At 68.6% G+C, this 22,229-nt stretch carries 16 protein-coding genes; 7 read left to right on the top strand and 9 right to left on the bottom strand.

The window, feature by feature from the left end; genetic code table 11:
- The first annotated feature begins 64 nt into the window (after positions 1–64).
- Positions 65–1,081, top strand: coding sequence for a LacI family DNA-binding transcriptional regulator (locus EW117_RS27170; RefSeq protein WP_129789855.1), 1,017 nt, complete (start codon positions 65–67; stop codon positions 1,079–1,081).
- Between the two features lie 46 nt (positions 1,082–1,127).
- Here the strand turns inward: EW117_RS27170 and EW117_RS27165 are convergent, their stop codons facing one another.
- The 3 genes from EW117_RS27165 to EW117_RS27155 all read right to left on the bottom strand — a co-directional run bounded on the left by EW117_RS27165 (position 1,128) and on the right by EW117_RS27155 (position 4,752).
- Positions 1,128–2,111 (bottom strand): carbohydrate ABC transporter permease, encoded by a 984-nt coding sequence (locus EW117_RS27165; protein WP_242504602.1) that lies wholly within the window; start codon positions 2,109–2,111, stop codon positions 1,128–1,130.
- Positions 2,108–3,016: an ABC transporter permease gene (locus EW117_RS27160; RefSeq protein WP_422891559.1), complete on the bottom strand. Its 909-nt coding sequence runs from the start codon at positions 3,014–3,016 to the stop codon at positions 2,108–2,110. Before EW117_RS27160 ends, EW117_RS27165 begins: the two co-directional genes overlap by 4 nt.
- 83 nt (positions 3,017–3,099) lie before the next feature.
- A complete protein-coding gene (locus EW117_RS27155) occupies positions 3,100–4,752 on the bottom strand; it encodes a type 2 periplasmic-binding domain-containing protein (RefSeq protein ID WP_129789853.1) in 1,653 nt (550 codons plus the stop codon).
- Between the two features lie 399 nt (positions 4,753–5,151).
- Between EW117_RS27155 and EW117_RS27150 the strand changes: the two genes are divergently transcribed.
- The 6 genes from EW117_RS27150 (at position 5,152) to EW117_RS27130 (ending at position 13,848) form a co-directional block, all read left to right on the top strand.
- Complete coding sequence (locus EW117_RS27150; protein ID WP_242504600.1) at positions 5,152–6,168, top strand: ABC transporter permease subunit; 1,017 nt, start codon at positions 5,152–5,154, stop codon at positions 6,166–6,168.
- Positions 6,169–6,183: 15 nt separating this feature from the next.
- The gene (locus tag EW117_RS27145) at positions 6,184–7,107 is read left to right on the top strand and encodes a carbohydrate ABC transporter permease (protein ID WP_129789852.1); all 924 of its coding nucleotides are present in this window, start codon (positions 6,184–6,186) and stop codon (positions 7,105–7,107) included.
- Positions 7,108–7,161: 54 nt separating this feature from the next.
- Positions 7,162–8,913, top strand: coding sequence for a type 2 periplasmic-binding domain-containing protein (locus EW117_RS27140; RefSeq protein WP_129789851.1), 1,752 nt, complete (start codon positions 7,162–7,164; stop codon positions 8,911–8,913).
- A gap of 81 nt (positions 8,914–8,994) precedes the next feature.
- Positions 8,995–10,746 carry a type 2 periplasmic-binding domain-containing protein gene (locus tag EW117_RS27135; protein WP_129789850.1) on the top strand — a complete coding sequence of 584 codons (1,752 nt, stop codon included), beginning with the start codon at positions 8,995–8,997 and terminating at the stop codon, positions 10,744–10,746.
- 333 nt (positions 10,747–11,079) lie between these two features.
- Positions 11,080–11,196 (top strand): hypothetical protein, encoded by a 117-nt coding sequence (locus tag EW117_RS30575; RefSeq protein WP_165362888.1) that lies wholly within the window; start codon positions 11,080–11,082, stop codon positions 11,194–11,196.
- A 303-nt stretch (positions 11,197–11,499) separates the two neighbouring features.
- Entirely contained in the window at positions 11,500–13,848 is a 2,349-nt protein-coding gene (locus EW117_RS27130) for a xyloglucanase (protein WP_129789849.1), read from the top strand.
- A 503-nt stretch (positions 13,849–14,351) separates the two neighbouring features.
- On the opposite strand, the gene EW117_RS27125 is transcribed toward EW117_RS27130, so the two are convergent.
- The 6 genes from EW117_RS27125 to EW117_RS27100 all read right to left on the bottom strand — a co-directional run.
- Positions 14,352–14,999, bottom strand: a complete 648-nt coding sequence (locus EW117_RS27125; protein WP_129789848.1) for a DUF624 domain-containing protein — start codon at positions 14,997–14,999, stop codon at positions 14,352–14,354.
- Between the two features lie 52 nt (positions 15,000–15,051).
- Positions 15,052–15,234 carry a hypothetical protein gene (locus EW117_RS27120; RefSeq protein WP_129789847.1) on the bottom strand — a complete coding sequence of 61 codons (183 nt, stop codon included), beginning with the start codon at positions 15,232–15,234 and terminating at the stop codon, positions 15,052–15,054.
- A gap of 190 nt (positions 15,235–15,424) precedes the next feature.
- Positions 15,425–17,461 carry a beta-galactosidase gene (locus tag EW117_RS27115; protein ID WP_207212093.1) on the bottom strand — a complete coding sequence of 679 codons (2,037 nt, stop codon included), beginning with the start codon at positions 17,459–17,461 and terminating at the stop codon, positions 15,425–15,427.
- A gap of 62 nt (positions 17,462–17,523) precedes the next feature.
- Positions 17,524–18,993 (bottom strand): glycoside hydrolase family 43 protein, encoded by a 1,470-nt coding sequence (locus EW117_RS27110; protein ID WP_129789846.1) that lies wholly within the window; start codon positions 18,991–18,993, stop codon positions 17,524–17,526.
- 13 nt (positions 18,994–19,006) lie between these two features.
- The gene (locus EW117_RS27105) at positions 19,007–21,526 is read right to left on the bottom strand and encodes a beta-glucosidase family protein (protein WP_129789845.1); all 2,520 of its coding nucleotides are present in this window, start codon (positions 21,524–21,526) and stop codon (positions 19,007–19,009) included.
- Between the two features lie 162 nt (positions 21,527–21,688).
- The coding region (locus tag EW117_RS27100) for a GNAT family N-acetyltransferase (RefSeq protein ID WP_242504599.1) at positions 21,689–22,229 on the bottom strand (541 nt) is incomplete at its 5' end.

The raw sequence follows: 22,229 nt of genomic DNA, 5'->3' as shown, positions 1-22,229 counted from the left end.
GCGCATAGGCGCACGACCTGCCACCGCACAGGGCACACTGCGGTACCAGACCGAGAGGAGCACTGTGGCTACGATCGACGACGTCGCCAAAGCAGCGGGGGTCTCGACCTCGACCGTGTCCTACGTGCTGTCGGGCAAGCGGCCCATCTCCGCGCCGACCCGGGCACGCGTGGAGCGCGCCATCGAGAAGCTCGGCTACCGACCGCACGCCGGGGCGCGAGCCCTGGCCTCGTCCCGCACCAATGTCATCGCGCTGATGGCGCCGCTGCGCGTGGGCGTGAACGTGCCGGTCATCATGCAGTTCGTCACGGGCGTGGTCACTCGCGCGCGGGACTTCGACCACGACGTCCTGCTCCTGACCCAGGACGACGTGAGCGGCCTCGACCGCGTGACCGGCGGCTCCATGGTGGACGCCCTGGTCATGATGGACATCGAGGCGGACGATCCCCGCGTGCCGCTGGTGGCCGCCGCCAAGCAGCCGACGGTGCTCATCGGCCTGCCGCAGGACCCGGAGGGGCTGAGCTGCGTCGACCTCGACTTCGAGGCTGCCGGCCGGGTCGCCGTCCGCCACCTCGCGACCTCGGGCCACACCGACGTCGCGCTGATCGGCTCGCCGCCTGAGGTGCTGCAGCGGCACACGTCCTACGCCGAACGGCTGATGCGGGGACTGCGGAACCAGGCCAAGACTTCCGGCGTGACGGTCAAGGTGGAGGCGTGCGACTCCTCGCCGTCGGGCGCCGCGACCGCCGTGGACACGCTGCTGGCGACCGCACCGGACATCACCGGGATCATCGTGCACAACGAGGGGGCGCTCCCCCACGTGCTGTCCCGCCTGGCCGAGCGCGGCAGAGTGGTCGGCACCGACATGTCCGTGGTGGCGGTGTGCCCCACGGACGTGGCCCTGTCCCAGCGCATCCCGATGACCAGCATCGACCTGCCCGCCGAGGACATCGGCAAGGTCGCCGTCGACATGGTCATGACCCGCCTCGAGGGCGAGCACCCGTCCGAGACCAGGCTGCTCGCCCCCGTACTCACCGAGCGGGAGAGCTCGGCGCACGGGCCCGCCGCCGTCGTCGACTGACGACGGCGGGCTCACGGCGCCTGTCACGCCCTGCTCACCCCGCAACTCATCCCTTGATGGCCCCGAAGATCACGCCCTTCGTGAAGTGCCGCTGCACCATGGGGTACACCACGAGGATGGGGATGATCGCCAGCACCATCACCGCCATCTTCACGGGCAGGCCGGTCACGGCGCCGTCGTCGAGGTCGACCTGGCCCACCCCGCTGCCCGGGAGCGTGACGCCCTGCAGCACGTACGACCGCAGCACGAGCTGCAGCGGCCACTTCGCGTTGTCGTTGATGTAGAGCATCGCGTTGAAGAACGCGTTCCAGTAGCCGACGCCGTAGAACAGCGCGACCACCGCCACCACGGCCTTCGACATGGGCAGCACGATCTGCCCCAGGATGCGCCAGTCCCCCGCGCCGTCGATCCGGGCCGCGTCCATGATTGACCGGTCGATGCCCATGAAGAACGCCCGCAGGATCAGCACGTTGAACGCGCTCACGGCCCCCGGCAGGATGAGCGACCAGTAGCTGTTGATCAGCCCCAGGTTGCTCACCAGCAGGTAGGTCGGGATCAGCCCCGCACCGAAGAACATGGTGATGAGAAAGACGAACAGAATGGGTCGGTGGGCGAACGAGCCCGGCCGGCTCAGCCCGTACGCCGCCAGCACGGACACCGTCGTGGAGAGCACCGTGCCGACCACGGTGATCCCGATGCTCACGATGGTGGCCCGCGTGACGATCCCGCCCGACAGGATCTGGGTGTAGGCCGACAGCGACAGGCTGCCGGGAACCGTGACCAGGCCGCCGGAGCGGGTGATGTCGGCCTGCGTGGAGAGACTGGTGAGCACCACCGTGTACAGGGGGTACAGCACGGTGCCCACGATGAGCAGCAGCGCCACCCCCTTGACGAGCAGCCCCAGCGGGCTGGGGTCCTCCTCCCAGACCGGGCGGTTCTTGCCGCGCAGCAGGGCGCGGTACCGCGCGGAGCGCGTGGACGGCCGCGGTGTCGGCGGCGTCGGCGTGTGCTTCTCGGTTTGAGCTGTCATGCCTTCTGATACACCCCCGCCTCGCCCACCAGGTGGGCGAGCTTGTTGGCCCCGAGCACCAGGGCGAGCGAGACCAGGCCCTTGACGAGCCCGGCGGCCGCCGCGAAAGCCCAGTCACCGTTCACGACGCCCTGGTAATACACGAACGTGTCGAGCACCTCCGCGACCTCGGTCCCGACGGCGCCGCGCTGGAGGATGAGCTGCTCGAACCCGACTGTGAGCGCGTCGCCCAACCGCAGGATCAGGAGCAGGATGATCACCGGCCGCAGCGCCGGGAGGGTGACGTGCCACATGCGGCGCCACCGGCCCGCGCCGTCCACCACGGAGGCCTCGTAGAGCTGCGGGTCCACGGTGGCCAGCGCCGCGAGGAAGATGATGATCCCCCATCCGGCGTCCTTCCAGACCGACTGCGCCGTGATGAGCAGCAGGAACGTGTCCGGATTGGTCATCAGGTCGAAGCCCGAGTACCCGGCCTCCCGCAGCCGGCTCGCCACCAGCCCGGCCCCGCCGAAGATCTGCTGGAAGATCGTCACGACGATCACCCAGGAGAAGAAGTGCGGCAGGTACACGATCGACTGGATGGTGGTGCGCAGACCTGGCGTCAGCACGCTGTTCAGGAGCAGCGCCAGCACGATCGGCACCGGGAAGAAGAACACGAGCTGGAACGCGGTGATGATCAGCGTGTTCAGCACGGCGTCGAGGAACAGCGGATTGGTGAAGATGCGTTCGAAGTTGGCCCAGCCCACGAACGGGCTCTGGAGGATCCCGACGTACGGCGAGTAGTCCTGCCAGGCCACCACGTTGCCGAGCATCGGCACGTAGGCGAACACCGCGAGGAGCAGCACCGCGGGGGCCACCATGATCAGCAGCGAGCGATCCCGCTTCAGCCGCGTGGTCCACGGCACCTTGTGGCGCGGCGGGCTGCTCGCGGACGACGGCGGGCCGGCCGCCGCGCGCGACGAGGTGCTCACCGGGGAGGTCGCGGCGCTCACTTGTTGTCCAGGATTTCCTGGTAGAACGCGCGCAGCTCGTCACCACCGGAGCTCTTCCACGTGGCGACCGCCTCGTCGAGGTCGGCCATGGTCTTGCGTCCGCGTGCGATGTCCTTCTCGAGAGCCTCGAACGGCGCCTTGAGTGCGGCGAACTGGGCCGGCTCGGAGATCTGCATGCCGTAGAACAGGTCCTCGGCCAGGTACTGCGCGGCGTCGGCCTGCCAGGTGCAGAACGCCTCGACGTAGTCGGGGTACTGCACCTTCGCGTTCACCACCGGCGGGTCCACCAGGAAGACGTAGGTCCCAGCCACCTCCGAGGCGGCCCGGTCGGTCGGCGCCGGCAGGCCGTTCTCGTCGAGCTCGTAGTGCGTGCCCTCCACGCCGAAGTTGATCAGGTTGAACTCCGCGGTGCCGAACGGCGAGGCCAGGAAGTCCGCCACCGCGAGCAACTCCTCGATCTTGGCCGTGTCGTCGTTCTTCTTGAGGAACGAGAAGATGTTGGCCGGGCTTCCCTTCCACAGCACCGGGTCCCCGCCGCCGGCCGCGAAGACGGGGAACGGCCGCATGTCGAAGTCCGGGTTCACGCCCTTCATCCGGTCCAGCGCCTCGGGCCAGGCGCCCAGGCCGTCGGCGGCGATCAGGGAGTTGCCGGCCTCGAAGTTCGGCTTGCCCGCCTCCGGGCGGTCGGCCACGGCATCGGGGTGCACGGCGCCCGACGCGTACAGCTTGGTCTGCCACTCCAGCGCGGCCCGGTACTCCTCGGTCTCGATGCGGTGGATCAGCTTGCCGGCGTCGCCCTGCTTCCAGCGGTCCGCCGGCGTCACCCCGAACATCATGTTCGCCGCAAGCCACAGGTCGTTCGCGCCCCAGCGCTTCTTGCTCGGGTCGGTGACCTCCTTGGCCAGGTCGAGCAGATCGTCGGCGGTGGTGGGCGCCGCCTCGATGCCCAGCTCGGCGAAGATGTCCGCCCGGTAGAAGATGGCGTTGCCCACGACCTCGCCGGGGAACGGCAGGCCGTAGAGCTTGTCGTCGAACGTGCAGATCCGCCACGCGTCGGTCGGGATGTTGGCGAGGTTCTTGTACTTCTTCACCTTGTCGCCGGCCAGGAACGGCGTGAGGTCCTGGAACAAAGCCTCGACGGCCTGCGGGAACCGCGGCGGGACGTTCCAGCTGGGCACGCACACCCAGTCGGGCAGGTCCTTGGCCGACGCGAGCACGGCGGCGAGCTTGTCGCCGTATGTGTTCCCGTCCGAGATCTGGAACTTGACGGTGGTCCCGATCGCCTCGTTCACGGCGTCGAAGTACGCGTTGCCCTCCGTGGACGGAATGGTGGTCCACAGCGGCGTCATCGCCGTGTAGGTGCCGCCCGAGCCTGGCGGGGTGTCGAACGCGGCGACCAGCCTTTCGGGCATGGTGACGTAGCCCGGGGTGGAGCCGTTGACGCTGGGGAAGTCGGGCTTCGCGTACTCCACCGGGACGTAGGCGGGCAGGTTGGCGGCCGTCACGGCTCCTGGCGCCGCCGCGGGACCGCCGCTCCCGGCGGTACACGCGGTGAGCAGGGACGGTACGCCGGCGACGGCGGCACCGACCGCCAGGAAGCTGAGGAACGACCGCCGGTTGATCCCGCCGGTCAGCTGCGATGCTGTCATGGCCTTCACTCCTTCGTGGACAGCGCGGCACATCCGCGTGCCGGGCATAACGGAGGACCTAGCGCGTACGACGTCGAAGCGCTTCGATCTCCATCGACAGAAGAACACTAGAGCAAGGCCCGGAGGTGAGGCAATGCCCGTCAAGCTTTTTGGCCCGACTCGATCCGAGAAGCCGTGGCTTCCCAGCGCCTGCGCTCGACAACTGATGCATCGTCAGCCGCGGCCGCACCAGCACGCCAGGGAGCGGCCACGGAACACCCGTTGCCAAATCGTGAACTATTGGTCATTGCACGGCAAGGTGGACGTCTGGTATCAATGTCGAAGCGCTTCGACATGCTGGCTCCTCCGGGCGTCGTGCGCCGACACATCGACGTGTTGCCGATCACAAGGGAGTGACAGGTGAGCCTTACCCAGGGAGCGCCGCAGGAGGTGCTCGGCACGGGCGCGCCGCCCGGCACCGGACCGACCGAATCCCGCACCGACAGTGGTCGCGGCCGACGCCGTCAGCCACCGTCCCACGGCAGGACCTCGCGCTCGATGTTCTTCATCGTCCTGCCGTTCCTCTTGCTCGTCTTCGTATTCTCCTACCTGCCACTGCTCGGCTGGGTGACGGCGTTCTACGACTACAAGCCGGCCCTCGGGCTGGGCGGGAGCGAGTTCGTCGGGTGGATGTGGTTCGAGATCCTGGTCTCGTCCGAGACGCAGCTCAAGCAGATCGGTCAGGTCATGGCGAACACCCTCGCCATGAGCTTCCTCGGCATCGCGACGTCGCTGCTGCCGGTCTTCTTCGCGATGCTGCTCAACGAGGTCCGTGCCAAGTGGTTCCGGAACGCCGTGCAGACGCTCACGACGCTCCCGAACTTCATCTCGTGGGTGCTCGTGTACATGATCGCGTTCTCGCTGTTCTCGACGTCGGGCCTGGTCAACACCACGCTGCACGACTGGGGCCTGATCACGGTCCCGATGAAGTTCCTGGACACCGACCAGCACGTCTGGCTGACCATGCTCGCCTGGAGCCTGTGGAAGGGCCTGGGCTGGGGCGCGATCATGTACCTCGCGGCCATCGCGGGAATCGACCAGTCGCTGTACGAGTCGGCACGGATCGACGGCGCCAACCGGTTCCAGCTCATGCGCTACATCACGTTCCCGATGCTCATGCCGACCTACGTGGTGCTGCTGGTCCTCTCCATCGCCAACATCCTGAACAACGGCATGGAGCAGTACTACGTCTTCCAAAACGCGTTCAACAGGGAGCACATCCAGGTGCTCGACCTGTACGTCTACAACGTCGGCCTGACGGGGAACAGCCTGTCGCTGGCGACGGTCCTCAGCATGCTCAAGAGTCTCGTCTCGCTCGCACTTCTGCTCGCCGCCAACGCGATCGCCAAGCGCGCCCGCGGGTCGTCGATCATCTAGGAAAGGACCGACGTCGTGACCGCTACGGACACCGGGCCCCGCCTGCGCCACGCCCGCGGCGACATCCCGTTCGCCCTCATCAACTACGCCGGATTCCTGCTCTTCGCGCTGGTGTGCGGCTACCCGTTCTACTACCTGATCATCAACTCGGTCAGCGCCAACGACATCAGCGCGCTCGGCGACGTGCGCCTGTGGCCGGTCGGACTCCACCTGTCGAACTACGAGCAGATCCTCGGACTGCCGGGACTGACGGGCTCGATGCTGGTCTCGATCGCGCGCACCGTGATCGGCACCGGGACCACGGTCCTCGCGTCAGCGTTCCTTGGCTTCATGTTCACGCAGGAACGCCTGAAGAACCGCTCCCTCTGGTACCGGTTCATCATCTTCACGATGTACTTCAACGCCGGCCTCATCCCGGTGTACATCACGATCCACACGCTGGGACTGACCAACAACTTCTGGGTCTACATCCTCCCGGCGATCGTGCAGCCCTTCAACATCATCCTGGTCAAGACGTACGTGGAGTCGCTGCCGCAGTCGCTGCAGGAGGCCGCCGAGATCGACGGCGCCGGGATCGTGACGATCTTCTTCCGGATCATCCTCCCGAACATGACGCCGATCCTCGCGACGGTGGCGATCTTCTCCGCGGTGGCCCAGTGGAACTCGTTCCAGGACACGCTGCTGTACGTCACGGACCAGAAGCTCTACCCGCTGCAGTACACGCTCTACACCTATCTCAACCAGGCCAACAGCCTGGCGCAGGCGGCACAGAACGCGCAGGGCGACCTCGGCTCGATCGCCTCAGCCGCCACGTCGCAGACACCGACGTCGATCCGCATGACGGTCGCCGTGATCGTGGTGCTGCCGATCATCTTCGTCTACCCGCTGTTCCAGCGGTACTTCGTCAAGGGGATCATGCTCGGCGCGGTCAAGGGCTGATCGCGTTCCGCGACAACAGTGATTGCACAAGAAGTGATCGCACAAGGGAGTGTCATGAGATCACACAAGGCAATAGCGGTAGTGGTGGCTCCACTGCTGGGAATACTGTCCCTCGCCGCGTGCACGGGATCGGGGACGCCGGACGACGTCGAGGTGGTGTCGATCGATCAGGACTGGTCGAAGGCCGAGCCCCTCACGATCGACGTCTTCGACGTGCCGGCGAACTACCAGGGCATCCAGAGCGGCTGGTTCGGCAAGATCGTCAAGGACAAGTTCAACATGGAGCTGAACATCATCGCTCCGAACGTGGCCGGCGGTGGCGACACGCTCTACAACACGCGTGTCGCGGCCGGCGAGCTCGGCGACCTCGTCATCGTCGGCAAGGGCAAGCAGGCCGACGAGCTGGTCGAGGGCGGTCTCCTGCTCGACGCTTCCCCGTACTACGAGTCCATGAAGAACGCGTCCGAGTACGACACGGCGGTCCAGAAGCTGAACGAGGGCAAGGACGGCATCTACGGGTTCCCGACGTCGGCCTCCACGCTCAAGCCGACCGAGCCTGGCCAGAACATCGACCCGACGTTCGGCCCGTTCCTGCGGTGGGACTACTACGCCGAGGCCGGCTACCCGGAGATCGGCACCCTTGAGGACCTGCTGCCGGTGCTCAAGGAGATGCAGGACGCGCACCCGAAGGCCGACAACGGCAAGCCGACGTACGCCATCTCCCTGTTCAAGGACTGGGACGGCAACATGATGGTGATGGCGAAGCAGCCGACCACCCTCTACGGGTACGACGAGATCGGCTTCGTGCTCGCGAAGGCTGACGGCTCGGACTACCAGAGCATCATCGACTCCGACTCGGAGTACGTGCGCACGCTGAAGTTCTACAACGAGGCGAACCAGATGGGCCTGGTCGACCCCGAGTCGACCACGCAGAACTACGACACGATGTTCGCCAAGTACCAGAGCGGCCAGGTCCTGCTGTCCTGGTGGCCGTGGCTGGGCCAGTCGGCGTACAACACCGAGCAGAACATGGCCGAGGGCAAGGGCTTCCAGATCGTGCCGATGGAGGATCAGAAGATCTTCACGTACGGCGCCGAGGCCTACGGCGGCGGGCTGGTCTACGGCATCGGCTCGAAGGCCGAGGACCCGGCTCGCATCGCGGCGTTCATCGACTGGCTCTATACGCCGGAAGGCGTCAGCGTCACCTCCTCCGACACCATGGGGGCCGCCGGTCCTGAGGACCTGACCTGGGAGGACGGGCCTGACGGGCCGGTGCTCACGGACTTCGGCCGGAAGGCCATCCTGGAGGGCGACGCGGACGTGCCGGCCGACTGGGGCGGCGGCAAGTACAAGGACGGCGGCTCGGCGCTCAACGTGTCGGCGGTGCTGCCCGCCGAGGTGGACCCGAACACGGGCCACCCGTACAACTACAAGTCCTGGCCCAGCTACCTGGAGACCACAGCCAACCCGCTGACCGAGGACTGGTCCGAGCACATGGACGGCGCGACGACCACCATGGAGTACCTGGAGGAGAACGACCAGCTCATCGTGGCGCCGGGGTCCGGCTTCGCCGCCCCGACTGACCCCGCCGAGATCGAGGCGACCCGCAACCAGGTCAAGGCCAGCATCGTCGAGCACTCCTGGAAGATGGCCTTCGCCAAGGACGACGCCGAGTTCGACGCCCTGCTCGCGCAGATGCAGGAGACCGTGAACGGCCTGGGCTACGAGCAGGTCCTCGAGGTCGACATGACCAACGCCAAGGCGCAGAACGACGCCCGCGTCGCCGTCGCCGACGAGCTCGGCTGAGCGCAGAACGCGCTCCCCGACAACAGGTTTCCGTACCGCACAAATCCGTGCGAACAGTTCCGTGCAACACGAAGGAGTGTCATGAGATCACGCAAGGCAATTGCGATGCTGGTCGTTCCACTGCTGGGGGCGCTGTCCCTCGCCGCCTGCACGGGGTCGGGGACGCCGGACGACGTCGAGGCGGCGTCGATCGACCAGGACTGGTCGAAGGCCGAGCCCCTCACGATCGACGTCTTCGACGGCGTAGCCAACTTCCAGGGCATCCAGGACGGCTGGTTCGGCAAGCTCGTCAAGGACAAGTTCAACATGGAGCTGAACATCCTCGCCCCGAACGTCGCGGGTGGCGGCGACACGCTCTACAACACCCGTGTCGCGGCCGGCGAGCTCGGCGACCTCGTCATCATCGGCAAGGGTCAGCAGGCCGACGAGCTTGTCGAAGGCGGGCTGCTGCTCGACGCATCGCCGTACTACGAGTCCATGAAGAACGTGTCGGCATACGACACGGCGGTCCAGTACCTCAACGAGGGCAAGGACGGCGTCTATGCCTTCCCGACCCTGGTCTCCACGCTCAAGCCGACCGAGCCGTCCGAGGGCGTCGACCCGACGTTCGGCCCGTACCTGCGTTGGGACTACTACGCCGAGGCCGGCTACCCGGAGATCGGTACCCTCGAGGACCTGCTGCCGGTACTCAAGGAGATGCAGGACGCGCACCCCAAGGCCGACAACGGCAAGCCGACCTACGCCCTCTCGCTGTTCAAGGACTGGGACGGCAACCTGATGACCATGGCGGGGCAGCCGCCCGCCCTCTACGGGTACGAGCACGTCGGCTTCGCCGAGGCCAAGGGCGACGGGTCCGACTACCACGGCATCCTCGACCCCGAATCCGAGTACGTGCGCGCGCTGAAGTTCTACTACGAGGCGAACCAGATGGGCCTCGTCGACCCTGAGTCGACCACGCAGAACTACGACACGATGTTCGCCAAGTACCAGACCGGACAGGTACTGCTGTCCTGGTGGCCGTGGCTGGGCCAGAAGGCGTACAACACCGAATCGAACATGGCCAAGGGCAAGGGCTTCGAGATCGCCCCGATGCAGGACCAGACGGTCCTCTCCCGCGGCGCCGACGTCTACGGCGGCACACTGGTCTACGGGATCGGCTCGAAGGCCGAGGACCCGGCTCGCATCGCGGCGTTCATCGACTGGCTCTACTCGCCCGAAGGCATCGAGGTCAACTCCGGCGATAACACGGGTGCCGGTCCTCTCGGGCTGACCTGGGAGGACGGGCCGGACGGGCCGGTGCTCACCGACTTCGGCCGGGAGGCCATCCTGGAGGGCGGCAGTGCGAAGGTGCCGGCCGAGTGGGGCGGCGGCGCGTACGCGGACGGCGGCTCGTCCCTGAACGCCAGCGCCGTCCTGCCGAACGACGAGGACCCGCGAACGGGCTACCCGTACAACTACAAGTTCTGGCCGAGCTACCTGAAGACATCGGGCAACCCGCTCACCGAGGACTGGTCCGAGCACGTGGGCGGCGCCACGACGACCATGGAGTACCTGCAGTCCAACGACATGCTGCTGGTCGCGCCGGGCGCGAGCTTCACCACTCCGGCGGACGACTCCGAGACCGAGACCCTGCGCAACCAGGTCAAGGCCACGATCGTTGAGCACTCCTGGAAGATGGCCTTCGCCAAGGACGAGGCGGAGTTCGACTCGCTGCTCGCCGAGATGCAGGAGACGGCGAACGGCCTGGGCTACGAGAAGGTGCTCGAGGTCGACATCGCCAACGCCAAGGCCCAGAACGAGGCCCGCGCCGCGGTCGCCAAGGAGTTCGGCTGAGCCTGAACCGGAAGCAGGCTCAGCCGATCTGAGCAGAGCCTGATCCGGTGCGGTAACGGCCCGCGTAAGGCTTAGGCGATCGATCGCCTGGGCCTTACGCGTGCCTCTGTCAATGCCGAGACGTGCATATCTCGTGTTCCACTCAGCCACGTCATTCATTTGACCGATTCAATCCCACAACTTATCGCTAATCGAAACGCTTCGCCTCGCCAAATGGCCATCTAGCCTCGGTCTAACCCTTGACACGGACCCCTATCGCCGCTTGGATTATCGAAGCGCTTCAACATAGTTTGCAAGCGCTTCGATCATAGTGCGCGACGAAGGGCACCCTCGATGAGAAGACCGATCGACCAGCGACCCGTGACGCTCGCGTTCCACTTCTGGAGCGGTGACACGGTCACCTACGCCGTCGTCCGCAACGGCAACACGATCACCGGCACCGCCGGCTGACGCTAGCCTCGGGCTCTCGACGGTGAGGTGTGCGCGGGCTGGTTCGTGACTGCGAGAGTTGCCCCGACCTGGGATAAGACGGCTTTTCAAAGCGTCGCACTTTGCTTCCCAAGAGACACCTCACCACTCCCGATCGAAGCCGCTCCTCAACCTTTCACCGTCGCAAGGGCATCGGCATTGGCATTGGCCCATCCCTCCGACCGGGGCGCCCTTCGAGCGTCTCTCCGCTCGCGTGCCGCGGCGTACCGTACGCCGCCGCCTGCTCCAGACCAGTCCCTTGTCACCAGACCCAAGGAGAGCATCATGGAACGACGCACCTTCCTCGCGTCGATCGGCGCGGCCGCGGTCGCGATCGGCCTCCCGTCCACGCCGGCACAGGCCAAGGCCCACCCGTACGGTGCGGACGCCTACACCTGGAAGAACGCCGTCGTCAACGGCGGCGGCTTCGTGCCCGGCATCATCTTCAACGAGACCGAGCCGAACCTCATCTACGCTCGCACCGATGTCGGCGGCTGCTACCGGTGGGAGGAGTCCACCGGGACCTGGAAGCAGCTGCTCGACTGGGTCGGGCGCGACAACTGGGGCTACTACTACGTGGTATCCATGGCCACCGACCCGGTCGAGACCAACCGCGTCTACGCCGCCGTCGGCGCCTACACGATGAGCTGGGACCCCAACCCCGGCGCGATCCTCTACTCCGATGACAAGGGCGAGACCTGGGGCGTCGCGGAGCTGCCGTTCAAGCAGGGCGGCAACATGCCCGGCCGCGGCATGGGCGAACGCCTCGTCGTCAACCCGGCCGACAACGCCGAGATCTACCTCGGCGCGCCGAGCGGGAACGGGCTGTGGCGCTCGCGCGACTACGGCCGCACCTGGGGCAAGGTCGAGTCGTTCCCCAACCCTGGCAACTTCGTCGTCGACCCGAACAACGAGTACCTCGCCGACAATCAGGGCGTGCTCTGGATCGACTTCGACCAGATCGGCGGCAAGATCTACGTCGGGGTCGCCGACCCGGCCGACCCGCTGTACGTCTCCTCCGACGGCGGTGCGACCTGGCAGCCCGTCCCCGGTGCGGCCGCGGCGCTCGGCGAGGCCGACGGGAACCGCACCATCCCCAAGCGGTGCGCCGTCGACAACGTCAATGGGTACCTGTACGTCATCACCAGCCACGACCCCGGCCCCTACAACGGCGGGCCCGCGTCCGGCCGGGGCGGCAAGATCAGCCGCCTGGCGACCCAGACCGGTGAGTGGACCGACGTCACCCCGCCGTACAACCCCGGTCGCCCGATCCCCGGCTTCGGCGGCATCACCGTGGACCGCCAGAACCCCGGCACGCTGATGGCGTCCACGTGCAACAACTGGGGGCCCGACGAGATCCTGTTCCGCTCCACCGACTCCGGTGCGACCTGGTCGATCAGCTGGGACTTCGCCCAGGGCGAGGACCGGCACGACCGCTTCGTCATGGACAGCACCAACGCGCCCTGGCTGAACTGGAACGCCACCGACAACGGGGCCTCGTACGCGGTCAAGCACGGGTGGATGATCGAGGCCCTGGCGATCGACCCGCACAACTCCGACCGCATCATGTGGGGCACCGGCGCCATGATCTGGGGCACCGAGAACCTGACGCAGTGGGACACCCAGGGCGAGCTGATCGGCGAGAACGCGGCCGGCGAGCGGATCGGGCTGCCGATCGAGCAGTTCACGGTCCACGTGCGGGCCGAAGGTGTCGAGGAGACGTGGGTCCGCGACATCGCCGCCCTCGGCGGCACGCTCGTCTCGGCCATGGGCGACGTCAGCGGCTTCGTCCACACCGACCTCGACCAGGCCCAGCCGATGCTCATGGCAGGCTGGGGCGGCAACAGCCTCGACTTCGCCGCGAAGAACCCGGACGTCATCGTCGGCAGCGGGGAGGTCTCAGACACGGACAGTCACGTCATCGTCTCGACCGACCGGGGGAAGACCTGGAAGAAGGCGGCGAAGCTCGACGGCGTCCCCGGCGGCGGCTCCGGCACCGTCGCGATCACCGCCGACGCCGCCGCGATCCTGTGGTCGCCCAGCAACACCGACAGGACCCCGGTCCGCAGCACCGACCGGGGTGCGACCTGGAGCCCGGTCCAGGGCCTCTCGGCCGGCGCGAGGGTGCGCTCCGACCGCGTCAACGCGTCCGTCGTCTACGCCTTCACGGGCGGCAAGTTCTTCCGCAGCGCTGACGGCGGCAGGACCTTTGCCGACACCGGAGCGACCGGCCTGCCCACCGAAGGCGTTGACGACTTCAGGGTCGCCCCCGGCAACACGGGCCACGTCTGGCTCGCCGGACGCAGCGACAAGACGGGGGTCGCAACCGGCCTGTGGTTCTCCAAGAACGGCGGCGTGAGCTGGACCCGCATCGGCTCCGTCGACCTGGCCATCGGTGTCGGCTTCGGCAAGTCTGCCAAACAGAACGGCTACCCGACGATCTTCATCTCGGCCACGGTCGGCGGCCAGGACGGAATCTTCCGCTCGACCGACGCCGGCATGAGCTGGGTCCGCATCAACGACGACAACCACCAGTGGGCCTTCGCCGGTTCCGCGATCACAGGCGACCCGCAGGTCTACGGCCGCGTGTACCTCTCAGCCCGCGGCATCGTCTACGGCGACATCGCCGACTGAGGCCGCTAGCCAAGAAGCCGATCCGGGGTGCCTGGACGCGTCCAGGCACCCCGGAGCCCGCTCTCATGGCTTTGCGACCACGAACAACGGCTCCGAGTGGAACTCCGACTGCGCGACCGGCATGAGCAACCGCACTCCGCAGCAGTGGGGCGACGCAGTCCCAGGCGCCAACCCCGGCTACTCAGGGCCCTGGTCGAGGCGATCAGCATGAAGGGCGTCGACCACGGGCTGCCGCACTCAGCCGCCGAGACCCTGCGCTTCTTCGGCCTGACCGGCTCTGCCTGGACGCCAAGGGCGCCGCCAGCGCCAACGGCCCCAGATCATCCTCTGGGCTTGCAGCGGCACCCAAGACCAGCAGTGGACGCTCACCTGACCTCGGGCTTTCTCGGTGAGGTGTCCGCGGGCTGGTTCGTGACCACGAAAGGTGCCCCTGACCTAGGACAACACGGCCTGCCAAAGGTCGTATCAGTCCAAGATCGGGGGCACCTTCGTCGAGAGCTCACTCACTCGCCGGAGTGCGGGCTGACCGGGTCGAGCGCTGTGGGATCTCCACCGCGCCGCCGGAAGACGCTGTGCAGCACGAGCGCGTCCACGTAGGCCCCCACCGAGAACCCGATCGTCACCACGAGCACCACGGCCGGCGGGTACACGTAGAGCAGGCTCACCGTCGCGACCGGCCGCAGCAGCAGGACGAGCATGCGCAGCGGCTCGCCGAGCGGCAGCAGCAGGGCGTTACGCACTATCCGACCCATGGGGTCGGCGTACCGCGCGACCAGCGCCAGGCCGCACAGCAGCGCGGCGGCCAGGTAGGCGACGAGCAGCACCGCCACCGTGCCGACGGCGGTCCCGACGGCGCCGCCCGTCGCCAGCCAGAAGGCCGCGGCGAAGCCCGCCATCGCGGCCGGCACGCCGAGCAGCAGCCCGACGGCCGTGCCCCGCCACAGATTGCGCCGCAGGGCGACGAAGAACCCCGTGATCAGGTAACCCCGTTCCTCATCGGCGTACCGCAGCGTCACCTCGTAGAGCGCGGCGGTCGCGGCCCCGGCTGTCACCACCGGCAGGCAGGCGACGATGTACAGCAGGTTGAGCACGACGAACTGCAGGAACGTCGTCAGCCCCTGCACGCTCCGGCTGGAGGGGTCGATCCTCATGCCTTGGTCCTCATGCCTTGGTCCTCATGCCTTGGTCCTCATGCTGTCGTTCTCACCCGGTCGGGCCGGTCACGGTCAGCTCGCCGCACACCGGCAGGTCCACGCTCGACATCCCGGCGGCCACGACGTCTGTCGCGGCCGGCACGCGTAGGTCGCCGTCGAGCAGGCCTGGTACGCCGTCCGACGGCGCGAGGTGCCACAGTGCCAGACGCGCGACGTCGAACGGCACCGCCACCGACGCCGTCTCGCCAGGTCGGCGACGCCGAGACCGACTGCTTGCCCCGAGGGATCGTCAGAGCTGATCGAGGCGAATCGCGGCGCGGCCCACCAGAAGGACCTCGCCGCGACGTTGTCAACGAACAAAACCACGTTGATGTCCTGAGCGGTTGAGCGCACGCCCCGAACCAGCCGCCCGTCGGCCGCGTTCAGACGGTTCGGGGAGCAGTTTCGATGAACTCGGCGTCGAACGCCTCGAGGGTGAAGCCGCCGTCGTAGCTGATGTCGTTGAGCAGACTCGTGGCCTTGCCGGGCAGCTCGATTGGTTTCGGTTCGGCGTCGAGGTTGACGTACAGGACATGGTCATCGTCGATCCGGCGCGCCATCACGCCGGCGGGGACGGCCGGGCCTCTTTGGAGGCCGAGCCGGTCGATCTCGGCGTCGAGCACCGCGCCGAGGACTTCGCCGCGAGCGGGGAGTGCCACGTAGACCGCGCGGCCGGCACCGTACCGGTTGACGGTGATGAGCGGGTGGTCGCAGCCGATGCCGCCGGCGCGGGCGAGGACGTCGGCTCCATCCGGCTCGACGACGTCGAACCGCGGCGTGGACACGGTGATGTCGCGCCCGGCGAACTCGAGGTCGAGCCGTTGGATTCCGGTGCGGCCGTGGGCGAGCTCGTTGAGCTTGTCGGTCTCCTCGTAGGAGCCGACGCGGATGCCGAACACATCGGCGAGGCGGCCCGGCCGGGTGGTCGCGAACACCTGCCCGTTCGCGTCGAGCGTGGCGGAGTACGAGCTCATGATCACGGTGCCGCCGCGTTCGACGAAGTCGCGGACCTTCGCGGCGGCGGTCTCGTCGAGAACCAGCACGCCGGGGACGAGCAGCAGCTTGTAGTCGAGTTCGCTGCGGGCGAGGTCGACCACGCGGGTGTCGAGGTTACGGTCGAGGACGGCCGAGAACGCGGTCAGCGCCTGGTCGTCGTGGCGTTCGGGCATGGCCGCGCTGGCGATCTGGCTGGGGAAGTCAAGCGCGATCGCGATCTCGGCCTCAGGCTGGTACGGGAAGTGTGGACCGATCCTGGCGAACTCGGTGGCGATCTGCCGGTACTCGTCGAGCTTGCGGTTCGGGCGGCCGTCCCAATCGACCATGCCTTGAAGGAACTGCTCTTCCCCGGCGTGCATGGTCTGCCAGGTCCACCCGCACACGAGCTGGTTGCCGAGCATCAAGGATGCGTACGCGGACTTGCGGATCGATCCGGGTGTCGCGGTCATCGTGGTGAACTCGGTGCACCAGAACGGAGTCGTGTTCTCGTACTGGATGCGGGCAACCCCGAACAGGCTGGCACGCAGGCCCGCGGTGTCGATGATCGACTCGCCCGGGTAGAAGCCGTTCCCCGCACGAGCGAGCCGCCCGGTGTACGCGAGCGGGGCGTAGTCGAAGTGCCTGCCGTGGCTGTAGTACCACATGTTCGAGGTCGTCAAGACGCCCGGCGCATGCCTCTCGACCACGTCGAGGATCTCGGTCAGGTAGCCGTTCACCTCGTCGGAGACGAACCGCCGGAAGTCGAGCACGCGCTCGGGCGCGGCGCCTTTGTGAGCCGGGGTCGGCAGGCCGACTTCGGCGAAGTCGCCGATGCGGCGGGACCACCGCTGCCCGGCCCAGGCGGCGTTTAGGGCGTCGGTGGTGGCGTACCTGGCTCCGAGCCAGGCGACGAAGCGGGACCTGACGGTCTCGGAGTAGGAGATCGGTCCGTCACCGGGCTCGTTGTCGATGCCGAACGCGGCCAGCGCGGGGTGGGCGGCGTAGCGGCGCACCAGGTGCTCGGCGAAGCGCTTGGCGTGGGCGCGGAAGTGCGGGTCGCCGACGTCGTCCATGTACCGGTGGTTGGCGTACAGGCGGTTGCCGGTCGGGTCGACAACGTCGATCGAGGGGTGCTTGCGGTGCAGCCACAGCGGTGCGGGGCGCACGGCGATGTCGAGGACGACGCCGATGCCGTTGTCGTGCATCAGGTCCATGCACTCGTCGAACCATTCGAAGGTGAACTCGCCCTCGGCCGGTTCGAAGGTGTCCCAGGCGAGGTGTCCCAGGCGCACGACCGTGATCCCGGCCTCGCGCATCATGGCCGCGTCGCGGCGCCAGGTCGCGGGCTCGGAGTCGTGGGGGTGGTAGTTGGCGCCGACGAGCAGCCCGGTGGCCTGCGTGCCTGGTGCCGGCGATGCGATGTCGTCGCGCGGTTGATCGTTCACGGGTAATCCCTGGAGTGCTGGATGGAGTATGCCGAGGCTGGAGCCTGGTATCGGGAATGCGGTCAGTGGCGTGGTTCGGGCGTGTAGGCGAAGCGGATCACGCGTGAGGATTGGCCCGCTGCACCGACACCCAGGACCCGGCCCGTGTATCCAGTCGCGACCTCGGTCGAGAGGTAGCGGCCGTCGAGGCGCGCCAGTACCGTGCCGCCCGCGGAGAGGACGAGATCGTCGGGGCCGAGGCCGGTGCCGGTCCTCGCCTCGAACTCGACCGCTGCGATGCGCAGCACCACCGCCGCGCCGGAGGGAACTGCCACCGAGTCGAACTCGGCCCGGACATCGCCGACCTGTGCTTCGGCGCGCACCGTTCCGTTCTCGAGCACGAGGCCGTAGCGGTGCCGGTCATCGACGCGGATCTCGAATCGGCCGGACCCTTCGAAGACCGCTTCGGCTTCCCAGCGAAAGTCCTTGACCCGGGTGCACAGTAGTCCGGGTGAGCCGTCGCGCGGGTCGCGCAGGTCGAGTCCGCCGCCCGAGCGGACAGCAGCGATGTTCGCGGGTTCGCTGAACGGCGCGACCCATCGGTGGTCGAGTTCCGGGTCGGTGAAGTCGTCCGCGAAGGCCGTGGTGTCGGGAGTGAACTCGTAGCGTCGCTCATTGAGCACGGGCCAGCCGTCGACCCAGTCGACGCCGGCGAGGAAGGTCTCGCGGCCGAGGACGTGGAAGAACGGGGTCGACCCGCGCGGGCGTACTGCGAGGTAGACCGCGGCCCATTCGCCGGTGCCGGTCCGCACGAGGTCGGCGTGGCCGGTGTTCTGTACCGGGTCCGCCGTCGAGCGGTGGCTGAGCAGCGGGTTGTGCGGGCACGGCTCGTACGGGCCATCGGGCCGGTCCGCGCGGGCGACGGTGACACTGTGGCCGCGTTCGGTCCCGCCCTCGGCGAGGGTCAGGTACCAGTAGTCGCCGATGCGGTACAGGTGCGGCGCTTCGGGGTGAGCCATCCCGCTCCCCTGCCAGACTCGGTAGGGCTCGCCGTCGAACTCGCCGGTCGTCACGTCCAGGCGGCCCTGCCACACGCCCCAAGCTCCGGAGAACGGGCCCTTCCAGGTCAGGTAGCAGGTACCGTCCTCGTCCCAGGCGAGGTCGGGGTCGATGCCGACCGCGCGCGGGACGAACACCGGGTCGCTCCAAGGCCCGGTCGGATCCTCGGCGGTGACGATGATCTGATCCATGTGGTCGCCGACGTTGGTGGTCACGAAGTAGAAGCGGCCGTCGTGGTGGCGCAGTGTCGACCCGTAGACCCCGCCGGAGGGGCGCCCGTCGCCGCGGGCGAGCTGCTCGCGCCGGTCCAAGATGTTCCCGATCTGCTTCCAGGAAAGCAGGTCCCGGCTGTGGAAGATCGGCGCGCCCGGGAAGTATTCGAAGCTCGAATGGGCCAGGTAGTAGTCCTCGTCAACCCGGCAGATCGTCGGGTCGGGATAGAACCCGGAGACGATCGGATGCTCGGCAGCGGACGCCTGACCTCGGGCTCTCATCGGTGATCCGCCATCATCCGGTCGCGCCGGTCACGGTCAGCTGGCCGCGCACCGGCAGGTCCACGCTCGACGCCCCGGCGGCCACGGCATAGGTCGCCGCCGGTACCCGCAGGTCGCCGTCGAGCAGGCCCGCCCCGTCGCCCGACGGCGCCGCGTGCCACAGCGCCAGGCGCGCAACGTCGAACGGGACCTCCACCGACGCCGTCTCGCCCGGCGCGAGCCGCACCCGGCGGTAGCCGAGCAGCAGCCGCACGGGCGAGTCTGTCCCTGGGGCCCCGAGCGAGTACACCTGCACCAGCTCCTCGGCGGGCCGTGCACCGGTGTTGTGTACCGCCACCGTAGCCGTCACGACGCCCGGGCCGGCCGGATCGCGCGGCGTCAGTGGCGGATGGTCACGTGTCGGCGCGGGAGCCGGTACCTCAGCCACCGAGAGCGACAGCCCTTCGTACGACACGGCCGAGTACGTCAAGCCGTGCCCGAAGGCGAAGGTGGGGGCGCCGACCTCGCCCGCCGGCAGGTGCCGGTAGGTCACCTGCTGGCGCCGGGTGTCGTAGTCGAAGAGGTCACCTGCCTGCTCCGGACGTGCCGGCCACGTCTGGGCGAGCCGCCCGGACGGCTCGACGGCACCGGTCAGCACGTCGGCCAGGCCGTGCCCGAGCTCCTGGCCACCGTGGCTGGACCACACCACGGTCGGGGCGTCGGCGACGCCGGGACCGAGCACGTAAGGGTAGCTCGACACGATGGTCAGGACGGCACGAGGGTTGGCCTCCACGGCCGCACGCCAGGTCTCGACGGCGGACTCGGGCAGCCACAGGTCGGGCCGGTCCTGCGTCTCGCGGCCGTTCAGGTGCGGGTCGTTCCCGACGGCGACGACGACGGCGTCGCACTCGGCCGCGGCCTGGGCCACCCGAGCTGCGCCCGACTCCAGAACGCGTGCCACGAACCGCTCGGCGTCCGCGAGCGTGTGCCCGTCGGCGCCCACCAGGCCGGTGTCGCGCTGGACGCGCACCCACCGCCCGGACCCGAGGTGCAGCAGGGACCACGAGCCGTCCTCGTGCACGTGCTTGCGGAAGCTCTCCTGGACCTCCCAGCCGCCGACCCGGTCGGCGTCGGCCCGCAGCGGCCAGGCGCCACCGGTGAGCAGCCGTCCCGACGCACCCGAGCGCAGCGTGAGCACACCTCCGCCCCAGTCCGTGACGGCCAGGCGGGTGGCCTTGCCGGCGTCGGGGGCGTCCGCGACGACCGCCGCGCCGTCCGCCGCGACCGAGACGTACCGCCCGTTCGACGCGCGCAGGGCGACGACGTCGGCGCCGTCCGTAACCACCACCCGGTCCGCGCCGAATGCGGCACGCAGGCCGTCCGCCGGGGTGACCGAGTACGGCGGGGTGCCGGAGTACCAGTCGGTGAGCACCGCCTCCGCCATGGGTCCGACGACGGCGACCGATCCGGCGGCCGGCAGCGGCAGCAGTCCGGCCTCGTTGCGCAGCACAACCACGGAGCGGGCCGCCGCCTCCCGCGCGAGCTCGCGGTGCTCGGGCCGGTCGAGGTGGTCCGCAGTGATGCCGGCGTACGGGTCGGCGTCGCCGTCGAGCTCGCCGCTGCGCAGGCGCAGCTCGAGGAGGCGCAGCACGGAGCGGTCGACGTCGTCCATGGTGAGCAGGCCACGGTTTAGGGCCTCCTGGAGGCGCTGGACGGTGGGCGCGGAGTCGTCGTTGTCGTCGGTGAACGAGTCGACGCCCGCACGCACGAGGGCCGCGTTGCCGGACGCGCGGTCCGGCTCGGCGCGCTGCACCGTGATCACGAACATCGGGGCGGCGGCGTCCGATACGAGGGCTACCGACCCCTCGGTCCAGGACCGCAGCTCGGCGAAGAGCTCGGCCTGCAGGTGCGCCGGCGTGCCGTTGACCTGGTTGTACGCTGGCATGACGCCAGCGGCCACGCCGGCCTCGATCGGCTCGCGGAAAGCGGCGAGCTCCTCCTCGTGCAGCGTGACCGGGGTGAGGTTCGAGCTCGTGGACGAGCGGTCGGTCTCGTTGTTGTAGGCGAGGAAGTGCTTGAGGGTGGGCGTGGTCTTCCAGACCCGCTCGTGGTCCCCGCGCAGGCCTTGGCAGTAGGCGGTGGCGAGGTGCGCGGTGACGTGCGGGTCCTCGGAGTAGCCCTCCTCGTTGCGGCCCCAGGCCGGGTGGCGGAGCGTGTTCACGACCGGCGCCCAGACGTTCAGGCTCACCGAGGGGTCCACCGCGCGCTTGGCACGAACCTCGGTGGAGACGACGTCGCCGATGCGGCGCAGCAGCTCGGGATCCCAGGTCGCGGCCAGGCCGACCGGCTGCGGGAACACCGTGGCGAGGCCCAGCCAGGCGACGCCGTGCAGCGCCTCGCCCCCGGTGTGGAAGGGCGCCAGACCGAGCCGGTCCACGGGCGGCTGGTGCTGGTGCAGCATCGCCACCCGCTCCTGAGGGGTCAGGCGACTGAGCAGGTCGCGGGCGCGTGCGAGCACGGGCTGCGTGGTATCGCGGAAGAGTGGCACGTCCATGGGTTCCTCCTTCGGGCGCCGCGGCGGTGCGGCGGGGGTGCTCTGAGGTACGGCAGGGCGGTGCGCTTGCGACAAGACTGTCGAAGCGCTTCGATGGACGGTACCTGGCCAAGGGTGGCGAGCGCTACCCCCATCTCGGTCCGCGCGCGCTGATCGGAGGTGTTAGGCGAGCTCCCGGTCGAGGAGCGCGTAGACCACCTCGGTGGACCACACTCCGTCGCGCAGGTCGCTCTCGACGAGGCGTGCCTCCCGGCGCATGCCGAGCCGCTCCGCCACCCGGACCGAGGCGAGGTTCTCCTCGTCGATGCGTGCGTACACGCGGTGGAAGCCGTACGTGCCGAAGGCGAGCCGGAGGGTCGCGCGGGCGGCCTCGGTAGCCAGGCCGCGCCCGGCGACGTCGGGGTGCAGGGCGTAGCCGATCTCGGCCTGCCGCGGGCCGGCGGCCCACTTGAGCATGGCCTCACCGACGACGTCGCCGTCCAGCTCGACCGCCAGCACGAGGACGTCGCCGACGTCCTCGAACGGCGCGCTCGACCAGGTGCGGAGCTTCGCCTCCGCCGTCGCCCGGTCCCACGGCGGCTGGTACATGTACCGCACCACGTCGGTGCGCGAGCGCCAGCCGAGGAACGACTCGGCGTCGTCCGGGGCGACCGGGCGGAGCGTGAGGCGGTCGGTGGTCAGTGGCCACTCGAGGTCGGCGCGG

The organism is Promicromonospora panici, assembly GCF_900608595.1.
In the GTDB taxonomy this organism is placed as follows: domain Bacteria; phylum Actinomycetota; class Actinomycetes; order Actinomycetales; family Cellulomonadaceae; genus Promicromonospora; species Promicromonospora panici.
This window is presented reverse-complemented; position numbering and strand designations above follow the sequence as displayed.

What these genes read in the sequence shown, in the direction of transcription:
- EW117_RS27165 (WP_242504602.1), bottom strand. Translation starts at nt 2,111, where the DNA reads ATGACAGCTCAAACCGAGAAGCACACGCCGACGCCGCCGACACCGCGG.
- EW117_RS27155 (WP_129789853.1), bottom strand. Translation starts at nt 4,752, where the DNA reads ATGACAGCATCGCAGCTGACCGGCGGGATCAACCGGCGGTCGTTCCTC.
- EW117_RS27140 (WP_129789851.1), top strand. Translation starts at nt 7,162, where the DNA reads ATGAGATCACACAAGGCAATAGCGGTAGTGGTGGCTCCACTGCTGGGA.
- EW117_RS27135 (WP_129789850.1), top strand. Translation starts at nt 8,995, where the DNA reads ATGAGATCACGCAAGGCAATTGCGATGCTGGTCGTTCCACTGCTGGGG.
- EW117_RS30575 (WP_165362888.1), top strand. Translation starts at nt 11,080, where the DNA reads ATGAGAAGACCGATCGACCAGCGACCCGTGACGCTCGCGTTCCACTTC.
- EW117_RS27130 (WP_129789849.1), top strand. Translation starts at nt 11,500, where the DNA reads ATGGAACGACGCACCTTCCTCGCGTCGATCGGCGCGGCCGCGGTCGCG.
- EW117_RS27125 (WP_129789848.1), bottom strand. Translation starts at nt 14,999, where the DNA reads ATGAGGATCGACCCCTCCAGCCGGAGCGTGCAGGGGCTGACGACGTTC.
- EW117_RS27110 (WP_129789846.1), bottom strand. Translation starts at nt 18,993, where the DNA reads ATGAGAGCCCGAGGTCAGGCGTCCGCTGCCGAGCATCCGATCGTCTCC.
- EW117_RS27105 (WP_129789845.1), bottom strand. Translation starts at nt 21,526, where the DNA reads ATGGACGTGCCACTCTTCCGCGATACCACGCAGCCCGTGCTCGCACGC.